Consider the following 12,556-nt stretch of genomic DNA (forward strand, 5'->3'; position numbering starts at 1 on the left):
ACTTTTGTACTGTGTTTATGGTATGGTAATATATAGAAAAAGAAATTAGGGGGAGTTTAGTATGAGGAAAGTTGTTTTAGTTATATTGTTCACTTTATGTTTGTTCTTAGTAGCTTGCAACAACAATGGGTCCGCTGAAAACGATAGCACTAATGGAATAGAAGGAAATAAAACAAGTGAAACAGGGGATGAAAAAAGCGAGCAGGAAGTCGAAGAAACAAGTAGCGATAAAGATAATAAGGAACTAAATGAAGTCGGGGATGTAGTTAATGAAGGGTTGTACAGTGTGGAACTTTTAAAGACGAAAGAAATAAATGAAACATTAGACCACGGACCAATATCATTAAAAGTAATAGATGCTAAGTTAATAAAAATGTTTGATATTTCGGATGAAATGAAGGTCTCTTTGGAACAATTTTTTAACGAAGAGATATCTAATGATTTCACTTACATTCAACTTCAATATAACGCCAAAAACACAAGCGATGATGATATAACATGGCACAGATTAACAAATGTTGTAGCAGATAAAAGCGAACAAGTCGACGGAAACGACGACTTCCTTTCTCGAGAGTTTGTATATGATATTTTTGCAGGAGTAGAGGTGGAATACCTTGGCGGATACTTAATGTCTAGTTCGGATGTAAATGATGTGAGATTGATTTTTAGTCCAGTACACAAAAATGGTTCATATGATGAGCTTTCGGGAAAACTTGAGTATAACTTTTCATTTTAGTAAAGAAGGGATGTGATTCCCTTCTTTTTTATTTTAATTTGAGGTGGATCGTAAACAGAAAAAGAAAGCTAATTTAGAAAGGATTCAGAGATACAAGGAATTCGGATTACGGTTAGAAGTTGTGTGTACACCAGAAAGGGCTAGTATGTGGAAAGGATGTGTGATTCATGAAATATGAGTCGCTTTTTTTAGCTTAATAATGGACAAACCTTGATGCATAGCATATATAAAGAGGTGATGCTAGGTGCATGTCACAAGAAACAAGATTCCTGATGACAAGCAAATTTTTAAGTGCTATGATTATTTACGAGAGGTGATAAATAATGATAGCGCTCTACGGGAGAGTCTCAACAGAAGAACAAGCGACCAAAGGTTACAGTCTAAGAAACCAGATAGAAGAATGTCGAAGGAAGGCGAATACTAAAGAAATTGTAGAATATGTAGACGATGGCTACAGTGGGGAGTTTTTAGAGCGCCCGGCACTAACTAAACTTAGAGAAGATGTGAAAGGGAATCGTATCACTAAAGTATATTGTTATGATCCAGATAGATTAAGCCGTAAGCTAATGAACGCATTAATCATAGATGATGAATTTCGCAGTAAAGGTGTAGACATAATTTACATAAATGGCGAATATGCAGACAGTCCAGAAGGCAAATTATTTTACTCTCTACGTGGTGCGATTTCTGAATTCGAAAAAGCTAAGATAACAGAACGTATGAGTAGTGGTCGGAAAAGAAAAGCACAAGAAGGAAAAATAGTTAAAAACCATAAAATGTATGGTTATGATTATGACAAGGAAAAAGCTATGTACGTTGTTAATGAACATGAAGCATCAGTAGTAAAGATGATTTTTCATAAATTTGTAGTAGAACAAATAGGCATGAATAGCATAGCAAAGGAATTAACCGCAAAAGGTGTTAAAACTAAAACAGGCAAAGATGTTTGGCATAGACAAGTAGTACGACAAATACTTATGAATGAAAGCTACACAGGCGATTATTACCAAAACAAATGGAACACAGAAGGTATGATAAGAAACAAGTACACAGATAATCCAGACAATAAAATTAAAATGAGGCATCGTGATAAGTCGGAATGGATTCCTATAAACATTCCTCAAATAATAGAAAGAACACAATATGAAGAAGCAGCGGAATTATTAAAACAATCCAGAAGAAGATACGCTAAGGCCGCAGTTAACCAATATTTATTAAGTGGTTTGCTACGTTGTGGTACATGCGGTAACACAATGGTTGGTACAAAGACAACATGGTGGGGGAAACCACATTTTATATACACAGATAGAAAAAGCCATGCAGGTGCAAAACATCCTGGTTGCGTGTTGGACATTAAGATGGAGAAATTAGATGAAGAAGTCTGGAAAGACGTAGAGCAATTTGTGTATAATCCAGAATTATTATTTAAATACGACAACACTAAGGACGTATCTATGGAATTAAAACAAGCTGAAAAATTAAAAGAGGATATTAAAAAAGCAGAAAAAGGAAGGAAGAAGTTATATTCCTTATTTGCCATTAGCGATGATTTGGATGAAGAAGAATTAAAAAAAGAAATAGTGGAACTACAGGATAAACAACGTAAGGCAGAAGAAAGATTAATGGAAGTAGAAAAAGAAATCAACAAAAACAAAAATGATCGTGATATAGATTCGATAAAAGAAACTATAAATGAGTTAATATCTAAAGAAGATAGAATAACTTTTGATGTAAAAAAGTCCTTAATACGAGTGTTAGTAAAGGAAGTTATCGTAGAAGGGAAAGAGAAAATAAACATTAACTACTTCTAGCTAGGTAATGACATAAGTATTTCGTTTTCAATACAACGAGCTGCATAAGTTGCAAGTTTTGTTCCTTTATCAGTGGAATAACTTTCAACTCCTTTAATCAAACCAATTGTGCCAATTGAAATAAGGTCTTCTGCATCTTCTCCTGTATTTTCAAACTTTTTAACAATATGTGCCACTAATCGGAGATTATGTTCGATTAGTTTATTTCTTGCTGTTTCACTTCCGTCCTGCATTTGTTTAATATATTCTATTTCTTCTTCTGGTGGTAAGGGTTGAGGGAAAGCGTGATTTTTAACATAGGAAACAAAGAACATTGCTTCTTTAATAAGAAGTGCTAAGGCACTTAAAATGCCGGACAAATATATCCTCCTCCTCCATATTACGGTCTGGGCCATCACCTATACCTTATTGTTATGTACGGAGGAGGTAGAAAGTGTCTGTCCTTTAAAAATTTATGCTCTTAACAATAAATAAAGCCCTGTACTTTAATCCGTGTTACGTTGGAATTTAGAATTGGCAAATTCAGTGGCGATAAGTGCGTCATTATGTGGGTGTTTTGTTTCACCAATAATTTGATAATTTTCTTGTCCTTTACCTGCAAAAATAATGGTATCTCCAGGCTCACTAATTCGAATCGCTTGTTCAATAGCTTGTTTGCGATCGGATATGAGTAGGTAATCATCGTGTAGCATCCCCTTTTCCATATCTCGAATGATTCTGTCGCTTGCTTCAGTTCTTGGGTCGTTCACTGTCAAGATAACAACATCAGCATGTGAAGCTTTTTTTGCCATCAACGGTCGCTTTTCTCGATCTCGTTCACCGCCAGTACCAACTACTAAAATGATGCGTTTCTGTTTAAAAGGAGCAACTGTTTTTATACATTTTTCGACGGCATCTGGCGTATGAGCATAATCGACATACATCGTAATTGGCGCATTTACAACTAATTTCTCCATTCTCCCGGTTATATTAGAAATTTCAGGTAAAAAATGGATCATCGTTTTTATATCATTGCCATCTGCGTATAGGGCAGCAAGAGCAGCTAATGTGTTATAAACATTAAACTCACCTAATAAGTTGATAGCGATAGTAACTCTGCCTTCAGGATCAGGATATTCTAAAGTAAATGTTGTCTCATTGATTGTATAGTTTATGGCAAATGCTCTGAAATCAGCATTTTTGTGTAAGCCATAAGTAATAACTTCGGCTGAAGTAGCCATCTTATATGTTTCTGACCAAGGGTCGTCCTGGTTAAGAATGGCATATTTTGATTTGGACATATCATTACCTAGCTGCGCGAATAAAAGCCCTTTTACATAGCCATATGCTTCCATCGTTTGATGATAGTCTAGATGGTCTTGGGAAAGGTTTGTAAAAACTGCGATATCATAGTCAATTCCCCATAGACGTCCTTGGGCTAAGCCATGGGAAGATACCTCCATAACCACCTTTCTTACATGCTGATCACGTGATAGAGCTAGTAAAGCTTGATTTGTGAGTACATCGCTCGTGGTGTTTTCGGTATAGTACTTTTTGTTATCGACTTGAAAGCCGTTTGTACCAGCTAAAGCTGATTTTATCCCGCATCGTTGAAGTAATTTTTGAATTAAGGTTGTAACTGTCGTTTTACCATTTGTACCAGTGACCCCGAATAGTGTCATTTGAGAAGAAGGGTAATTGTGGAATTTATTGATTAGTTGTGCCATTGCTCTTTTTGTATCAGGAACTAGGATGAATGCAGATTTGTTAAAATCTATTTCTAACTGCTTCTCAGCGACAATAATATTAGCTCCGTTATTTATTGCATCATGGTAGTAATCATGACCATCCTGCTTATGACCAGAAATACAAATAAATAAGGAATTGTTGGTAACTTCCCTAGAATCTTGATGTATCGAATTAACGCATTCCGGTAGATGTCCGTAAATTTGCTTTAAATGGAGACTTTCCAGTAATTCCAGTGTTTTCATGATTGTATCCTCTCATCCTTTAAAGTAACTATATTTTATCCGAGTAGAAAATAAATATTTATGAAAAAGAAGTGACTGTCGGGAGACGGTCACTTCTTTTGTTATTGATTCTCTGTATATTCATTGATTGCATCCTGATAAGCATCTCTGCGATTTTTAAGATGTGGTTTTACTCCATAAGCATGCGCAGCTCTGCCAATCATATGAGCTGAAACGGGAGCTGTTAAAAGAATAAATACGATAGCTAAAAGTAATTTACCACTAACAATACCGTGTGCTAAATAGAGATAAAGAAAAGCTCCAATAAGAATACATGCAATTCCTAATGTCGATGCCTTTGTAGCGGCATGTAATCTCGTATAAACATCTGGGAATCGAACAATCCCGATAGATGCCGATAAAATAAAGAATGTTCCACCAAGAATAAATACAATTACAAGTATATTTAAAATGATGCTAATCCAAGTCTCTATCAATGATAACACCCTTTTCTAGATATTTTGCAATTGCAAGCGTTGAGAGAAATGCTAGGATTCCAATTAATAAAATGACATCGTTCAGTTTTGTCGTAACAATGTGTATTGCCAATAAACCTGCCAGCCCCATTAAATTAATTCCGATTGCGTCAAGAGCCACTGCCCGATCTGGTTGAGTCGGGCCAGCAATCACTCGATACAATAAGAATGCTAATGAAATAGCAACACCTATAAAACAAACGATTACAACAACAGATAGTAAATCTTCTGTTGCAGCTAAAATATTATCTGTCATCGTGTCACCTCCATAATTGCTTTTTCGAAAGTATTCTTGATCGATAATATGGAAGCATCACTGTCGTCAATATGCATGGCGTGAATGAATAGTTTTGTATTATCACGAGAAACTGCTACAGATAGCGTTCCCGGTGTTAGCGAAATTAGATTAGCTAATAAGGTAATTTCCCAGTTACTTTTAAGCTCGGTTGGAAGTTCAAAGATACCAGGCTCAACATCTGGCTTTGGTGTATAAACTAACTTCACAATATCCATATTTGAGGAGAATAGTTCCTTGATAAAGAGCAGGATTAATCGCACAATTTTTATAACACGTCGTAAATAAAACGTGTCTGGGACAAATCGTCTCAATAGGAATAAGAGAAGAATTCCCCACAGATATCCAGCGATAAAGCTTGGAACAGAATACGATTCACTTAAAAACATCCACATGAATGCAATAATTAAGTTAATTACAATCTGAAAGGCCATTTAACAACTACTCCTTTAACACAGAATCAATGTAGATTTCCGGATCAAGCAGGTAAGTAGAAATTGACTCGATACTCGGATAGAAGAATTCTGCTCCAACACCTAACAGTACAGAAATTGCCAATAAAATAACGATGGGACCAAGTAACCCTTTTGTAGATTTTTTTGGTATGTCACCCATTGTTTCTTTATCTCCCCAGAACCCATTTATAAATATCTTTATAACGGAGTAAAGGATAAGTAAACTAGTGATTAGGCCAACAATGGCAATAGCTATTTCACCCTGCTCAAATGCACCTTTTAATAGAAGAAGCTTGCCAATAAATCCGCTGAATGGCGGCAGGCCAGCTAAAACCAACGCGGAAATAAACAAGAGCCATCCTAGCATCGGATAATGGTGAATAAGCCCTCCCATTTTACGTAAGTCGGAGGTTCCAGCAACATATGCAATTACTCCGACGAGTAAAAATAGGGCAGACTTGATTATCATGTCGTTAATCAGATAATAGATAGTACCGCTTATTCCATCTGGATTTAATAAGCCAATGCCTAATATAATAAACCCAATAGCTGGAATAATATTATAAGCAATGATTAATTTAATATTGGATGTAGATAATGCACCAATAACACCAAATATCATTGATAATCCAGCAATCCATAAAAACATCTCATGTGTCAACTCTGTTTTATGGATAAAGATTAATGAGAATACACGTAAAATCGAGTAAATTCCTACCTTTGTTAATAATGCACCGAATAAAGCCGATATAACTGGGTTCGGTACAATATACGATTTAGGAAGCCAATAATATAACGGAAATAGGGCAGCTTTGGTAGCAAATACAAAAAACAGTAATATCCCTATCGTTGTTAATATTCCTTGTTGATCTACCTCTTGTACTCTTTGGGCAATTTGTGCCATATTTACAGTTCCTACAACGGAATATAGAAAAGCGATTGCTGTAACAAACAGCATAGAAGAAAATAAGTTAATGAGTAAGTATTTTAATGATTCTCTTAACTGTACTTTGCCCCCGCCTAACACAATTAAGCCATACGAAGCCATAAGTAATACTTCAAAGAATACAAAAAGGTTAAATAGATCACCAGTTGTGAATGCCCCAGACACACCAGTAATTAAGAAAAAGAAAAAGGGATAAAAATAGAAATTCTCCCTTTTATCTAATTCGGCGTGAGGTGCATAGAAAGCACAGGCTGTTGCAATCAGGTTCGTTGTTAGCACCAATACCGCTGCAAGGCCATCCATGACTAGAATGATTCCATATGGAGCCATCCAATCGCCTGTTTCCATTACAATGGTGCCTTTATCAAAAACATGCCATGTAATATAACCAGCTGTAGCTAAACTGATTAAGGAAAACAGTTTGGTTAGTGCCCTGGATACTCTGACTTTTTGATTAAAGAAAATCAGAATGATTGCTGATATTAATGGAATGATGATTGGTAATACCGCTAAATTACTCATTTTCGTTACCCCTTAATTGTTCCATATTATCTGTATTATTCTCTTTCGTCGTACGATAGGCCAGAACTAATAGGAGACTGGTGACTCCGAAACTAATTACAATGGATGTAAGAATTAATGCTTGTGGTAGTGGATCCGTATAATCGGAAATGCCTTCGGTTAATACAGGAGGCTGTCCTGTTTTTAACCTTCCCATCGTGAGAATAAGAATATGTGCACCGTGGGACAGCAAAGCTGTACCAATAACAATTCGTAGCAATTGTTTTTGCAAAATATTGTAGATAGCTGTAGCAAAAAGCACTCCTGCTAAAATAGAAGTGATAATTTCCATATCTATTCTGCCCCCTTATTGTTTTTATTTTTAATGAGGCCAACGATAGCAAGCGCAGCTATACCAAGAACGGCAATTTCAAATAGCGTATCTAGTCCACGCATGTCTACGAGAATTACATTAACAATATTGTCTCCGCCACCAAGTTTATATGAGTTTTCTACAAAATAATCAGAGATAGATTCAAACCATCTACTGCTATGAGCTGAAATAGCAACTAATGTGATTAAAGTACCAAAGCCAATAGAGATAATTGCATTCATTGCTTTTGTCTTGGCAGAATCCGTGGACTTTCTTAGCTTTGGAAGATGGTAGAAACATAATAAGAAAAGCGCAACTGAGACAGTTTCGATAACCAGCTGAGTAAGGGCAATATCAGGAGCCCGATAAATAACAAATAATATTGCTACCCCGAATCCAACGACACCTAAAACAAGAACAGCAGCTACGTTATGATTCATATAAATTGTTCCAATTGCAGCTGCAATCATTACCATAACAACTGCTATTTCAATAAATGATATATCTGCCAACTGATTTGTATTAATAGCAAAGCCATCACTTATAAACATAAACACAAAGGATACGATTAGGGTTGTTCCTAATATTAATGACATATATGTCTTGAGTGATCCTGTCATGTAATACTTCGTAATAGCCTGAGATACGGTATCTACATTTGCAACTATTGCATCGTAAACCTTATTAAAACTAACTTTTCCAGGCAGAAGGCGATAAACTCCCTGCCATTTACTTCTAGTTAAGAAAAGGGTGGCACCTAATGCGACTACAATTAATGACATCCATAGAGCAGGTGAATTCCAACCATGCCAAAACTTCACTTTATGAAACTCTGCGTTACTATTAATTGCCTCAGCTGCATGCTGCAAGAAAGGCGCATTTACCATATTTGGGAACAATCCAATTAGGATTACACCAAGTACTAATAAAATAGGTGAAACAAGCATACCAAAAGGTGCTTCATGTGGTTTCTTAGGAAGCTGACCTAAATTCTTTTTTCCGGTAAATGTACCGAAGAAGAAGTACATGGAATAAACAAATGTAAAAATACTCCCTAGCACTGCCAAATATGGAATCGCTTGAGACCAGAAACCTGGGTCTTCTAAATGAATACTTGCTTCAAAGAAGAGTTCTTTGCTATAAAATCCATTTAAAAACGGTAAAGGTACACCTGCCATTGAGAAGGTAGCAAATATAGCCAAAGTTGCAGTTATTGGCATAAAAGTGGCTAGTCCACCAAGTTTGCGAATATCCCTTGTACCCGTTTCGTGATCGACGATTCCAGCAACCATAAATAGACTACCTTTGAAAGTTGCGTGATTTAATATATGGAAGACAGCTGCAAACACAGCGGCTGTTGTTCCAAATCCAAGCATTGCCATTATCATTCCAAGTTGACTGATAGTGGAGAATGCAAGAATAGCTTTTAGATCTGTTTGTCTTACTGACATATAAGATCCCCAACATAGGGTGATTATCCCAGCTACACTTACGATAATAAAGAACCATTCGTAACTAGAGAAAATAGGAGAGAATCTAGCAACTAAAAAGATACCTGCCTTTACCATCGTTGCTGAGTGGAGGTATGCACTTACTGGCGTGGGAGCCTCCATTGCATCGGGTAGCCAAATATGAAATGGGAATTGGGCTGATTTTGTAAACGCTCCTAATAAGATAAATCCCAATATTAGTGGCAAATAATTACTGCTTAGAATCACATCAACTTGATTTATCATCTGCTGGATACTAGTTGTACCTGTAACCACATATAATAGAATAAAGCCACCTAGCATACTTAATCCGCCAAGAACGGTAATTAACATTGACTTTAATGCGCCATAACGTGAGCGCTCTTTAAAATGCCAATAACCGATCAATAAGAAGGAAGATATGGAAGTTAATTCCCAAAATGTATATAGTACAAAGAGATTATCGGATAAAACGACCCCTAACATCGCACTCATAAACATAAGAAGATAAACATAAAAATGTCCTAATCTTTCAGATTTATCTAAATAATAAATGGAATAAAGTACAACTAACGTACCGATTCCACTAATTAATAAAACAAACAACAAGCTTAGACCATCCAAATAAAAATCAAAATTTATGCCCAAAGAGGGTATCCAGCTATATTGTTCAAGAATTGGACTGAAATCACTTCCTACAAATTGAACAAAATAGAGAAATATAATAAAAGGAACAAAGAAGACAAAAATGCCTGTATGTATCTTTTCTTTGAGTTTACTTAATGCAGGGATAAAGCATGCAATAAGAAGTGGAACAAGTACTGCAAAAATCATCGAATGGGACTCCTCCTTCATTAAAATCATCGCTGTTGTTATTTTGTACGTAATTGTATATTCCATTACAGAAATTAGAGAACGATAAAAATGTGGTACGTTATCCATCGGGGAAAATGTAAAATGCTAGGGCTGATGTTGATTCAAACTACTCGTTTATTAAAGTAGGGAAATTGCTTGATATGAATGGTTTTAACACTGCCATTATGTATCAATTATCCAAGAAATAGTTTAACACAATAAATTACCAATAAAAATAAAAAACCCTTAGGATTCATAAAATCTTAAAGGGTTTTCGTGTTTCTACATATTTATAATACATCTAAAATTTTTTAACCTGATTTTGTGTTTTTTATTTTATGCGATAAACGTCTTCTATGAATTTCTTCTTCTATCAGGGATAGAAAATCAGGGCTTAAATTTAATTCATTTGCTGTAAAATAGGATTCAAGTAATAATTCGTCGGACAAATGCTCCATAAATACAGCCCTCCTAAAAGTGGGAATCTTCTGCAATTAAGTTAATAATAATTTACCATGATCTAACAGGCAGGACAAGGTGCAAGTTATCTACATGAGGGTGTAGATAACTTGTGTACAAAAAGTTTAAATCTCCCTTAAACATGATTAAATCAACTCGAAAATTGTTAATAAAGTTATCCACAATGCAAAAAATGAAGGTATTTGTCGAACGATTTATGCATATTTTCGGGTTAAATTACATACTTCAAGTAGGATTGACAAATCATTTGTTCCTTTCATTTATTATTTGGCAATGAAGTTTTCTTTTATCGACAAAGTTTCGCTTTCCCCCGCATGTAACTAGCAGTAGTAATCCTTCTGCAACGGAAACAGGGAAGAGGGTGGGACTGCCAGTAAGTGTCCGATTGGCTCAACTATCATTCCAAAAAAAGCAAATGGAATGAAGTTTCGCTTTATAATTCTAGAAAGATGGTATAGGATATGGTTATAATAGAGACTTAGGTTTACTGTTAGTAGATAGAGTGATAATGAGGTGTCAGTGTGTTAAATTATTTTCTTCCGAACGAACATGTAAAAAGTATCTTTGATATTCACCCTGCTGTTCTAAAAGACAAGGGGATTAAAGGTATCATTACGGATTTAGATAATACATTAGTTGCTTGGGATGTAAAAGAAGCAACTTCTGAAGTTATTCAATGGTTTAAACTTATGAGAGAACATGGAATTAAAGTAACGATCATATCCAATAATAACCAAGAGCGAGTAAAAGTATTCTCGGAACCATTGGATACTCCATTTGTATTTAGCGCAAGAAAACCATTAAGTAAAGCATTTAAAACAACGGCAGAGAAAATGGACTTAAAAAATGAAGAAATTGTTGTCATTGGTGATCAATTATTAACGGATGTTTTAGGTGGCAATTTCGCAGGTTTTTATACCATCTTAGTTGTTCCGATTGTCCAAACGGATGGTAAAATTACGCAATTTAATCGCAGGATAGAACGACGTATATTGTCTTATATGCGTAAAAAAGGAAAAATTAGCTGGGAGGATTAAAGATGGAGAATTTATACTGTCAAGGTTGTGGTGCAAAAATTCAATCTACCGATAAAGATCAGCCTGGATACACACCACCATCCTCGTTAAATAAAGAAGATGTTTTATGTCAACGATGTTTTCGCCTAAAACATTATAATGAAATACAGGATGTATCTATTACGGATGATGATTTTTTGAAAATGGTAAGTCAGATAAGAGAAAAAAAGGGGCTGGTTGTCCATGTTATAGATATTTTTGATGTAAATGGGAGTTTAATTAGCAGCCTGCCACGAATTGTAGGAGATAATCCGGTGCTATTAGTAGGAAATAAAATGGATTTATTACCGAATTCGGTGAATAAAAGAAAACTTACACAATGGCTTCGCTCTCAAGCGAAAGCAGTTGGAATAAAAGTAAAGGACGTTTGTTTGATTTCTTCTACAAAAGGGCAAGGGATGGAGGAATTAACCGAGCAAATAGAATCATTTCGTGATGAGAAAAATGTATATATAGTAGGTACGACAAATGTTGGGAAATCAACCTTTATTAATCGCCTTATTAAACAATCTACGGGGTTCAGTGAAGTAATTACAACATCTTACTTTCCTGGCACGACACTAGGTTTTATTGAAATCCCTTTAGATGAAACGTCCTCCTTAATAGATACACCGGGGATTGTAAACAAACAACAGATCGCTCATTACATTTCATCAGCTGATTTAAAACTTATTACACCGAACAAAGAAATTAAGCCACGAACGTACCAATTGAATGAAGGACAAACGTTGTATTTTGGTGGCTTAGCTAGGTTGGATTTTGTAAAAGGTCCTCGGCAATCCTTTGTTTGTTATTTTTCAAATCAGTTGCCAATCCATCGTACGAAACTTGAAAAAGCAGATGAATTATATGAAAATCATATTGGTGAACTTTTGTCACCCCCAAATAAGGAATCATTGCAAAAACTCCCAAAACTAACTGTAAATAATTTTAAGGTTACACAAGATAAACAAGATATCGTGTTTCCTGGTCTCGGATGGGTTAGTATCATGGGAGACGGTGCAACAGTGGCTGCGCATAGCCCAGAAGGAGTAGCTGTTTCAATAAGGAATTCATTTAATTAGGAGGGGGAAG

Annotated in this window: 12 protein-coding genes and 1 pseudogene; 4 read left to right on the plus strand and 9 right to left on the minus strand. The window is 35.6% G+C overall.

Going from position 1 to position 12,556, the window contains the following annotated elements; all coding sequences use genetic code 11:
- The first annotated feature begins 61 nt into the window (after positions 1–61).
- Positions 62–736: a hypothetical protein gene (locus BN990_RS08925; protein WP_038243650.1), complete on the plus strand. Its 675-nt coding sequence runs from the start codon at positions 62–64 to the stop codon at positions 734–736.
- A 323-nt stretch (positions 737–1,059) separates the two neighbouring features.
- A complete protein-coding gene (locus BN990_RS08930) occupies positions 1,060–2,547 on the plus strand; it encodes a recombinase family protein (RefSeq protein ID WP_038243652.1) in 1,488 nt (495 codons plus the stop codon).
- Between the two features lie 5 nt (positions 2,548–2,552).
- Here BN990_RS08930 and BN990_RS08935 read toward each other — a convergent pair.
- The 9 genes and pseudogenes from BN990_RS08935 to sda form a co-directional block, all read right to left on the minus strand.
- Positions 2,553–2,906, minus strand: a pseudogene (locus BN990_RS08935) (sigma-70 family RNA polymerase sigma factor); the annotation flags it as partial.
- Between the two features lie 126 nt (positions 2,907–3,032).
- Complete coding sequence (locus BN990_RS08940; protein ID WP_038243653.1) at positions 3,033–4,517, minus strand: UDP-N-acetylmuramoyl-L-alanyl-D-glutamate--2,6-diaminopimelate ligase; 1,485 nt, start codon at positions 4,515–4,517, stop codon at positions 3,033–3,035.
- A gap of 101 nt (positions 4,518–4,618) precedes the next feature.
- Entirely contained in the window at positions 4,619–4,993 is a 375-nt protein-coding gene (mnhG, locus tag BN990_RS08945; protein WP_021291037.1) for a monovalent cation/H(+) antiporter subunit G, read from the minus strand.
- Positions 4,974–5,288, minus strand: coding sequence for a Na(+)/H(+) antiporter subunit F1 (locus BN990_RS08950; RefSeq protein WP_021291038.1), 315 nt, complete (start codon positions 5,286–5,288; stop codon positions 4,974–4,976). The genes mnhG and BN990_RS08950 overlap by 20 nt, the downstream gene beginning before the upstream one ends.
- Entirely contained in the window at positions 5,285–5,761 is a 477-nt protein-coding gene (locus BN990_RS08955) for a Na+/H+ antiporter subunit E (RefSeq protein ID WP_021291039.1), read from the minus strand. The genes BN990_RS08950 and BN990_RS08955 overlap by 4 nt, the downstream gene beginning before the upstream one ends.
- Before the next feature lie 7 nt (positions 5,762–5,768).
- The gene (locus tag BN990_RS08960) at positions 5,769–7,250 is read right to left on the minus strand and encodes a Na+/H+ antiporter subunit D (RefSeq protein WP_021291040.1); all 1,482 of its coding nucleotides are present in this window, start codon (positions 7,248–7,250) and stop codon (positions 5,769–5,771) included.
- Positions 7,243–7,581 (minus strand): Na(+)/H(+) antiporter subunit C, encoded by a 339-nt coding sequence (locus BN990_RS08965; RefSeq protein WP_021291041.1) that lies wholly within the window; start codon positions 7,579–7,581, stop codon positions 7,243–7,245. Before BN990_RS08965 ends, BN990_RS08960 begins: the two co-directional genes overlap by 8 nt.
- A gap of 2 nt (positions 7,582–7,583) precedes the next feature.
- Positions 7,584–9,905 (minus strand): Na+/H+ antiporter subunit A, encoded by a 2,322-nt coding sequence (locus tag BN990_RS08970; RefSeq protein WP_038243656.1) that lies wholly within the window; start codon positions 9,903–9,905, stop codon positions 7,584–7,586.
- A 332-nt stretch (positions 9,906–10,237) separates the two neighbouring features.
- Entirely contained in the window at positions 10,238–10,384 is a 147-nt protein-coding gene (gene sda, locus BN990_RS08975; RefSeq protein WP_021291043.1) for a sporulation histidine kinase inhibitor Sda, read from the minus strand.
- Between the two features lie 543 nt (positions 10,385–10,927).
- On the opposite strand from sda, the gene BN990_RS08980 reads away from it, so the two are divergent.
- Entirely contained in the window at positions 10,928–11,443 is a 516-nt protein-coding gene (locus BN990_RS08980) for a YqeG family HAD IIIA-type phosphatase (RefSeq protein ID WP_021291044.1), read from the plus strand.
- Between the two features lie 2 nt (positions 11,444–11,445).
- Positions 11,446–12,546 (plus strand): ribosome biogenesis GTPase YqeH, encoded by a 1,101-nt coding sequence (gene yqeH, locus BN990_RS08985; RefSeq protein WP_038243669.1) that lies wholly within the window; start codon positions 11,446–11,448, stop codon positions 12,544–12,546.
- The last annotated feature ends 10 nt before the right edge of the window (positions 12,547–12,556 follow it).

Source organism: Virgibacillus salexigens, from assembly GCF_000723585.1.
GTDB lineage: Bacteria > Bacillota > Bacilli > Bacillales > Amphibacillaceae > Virgibacillus > Virgibacillus salexigens.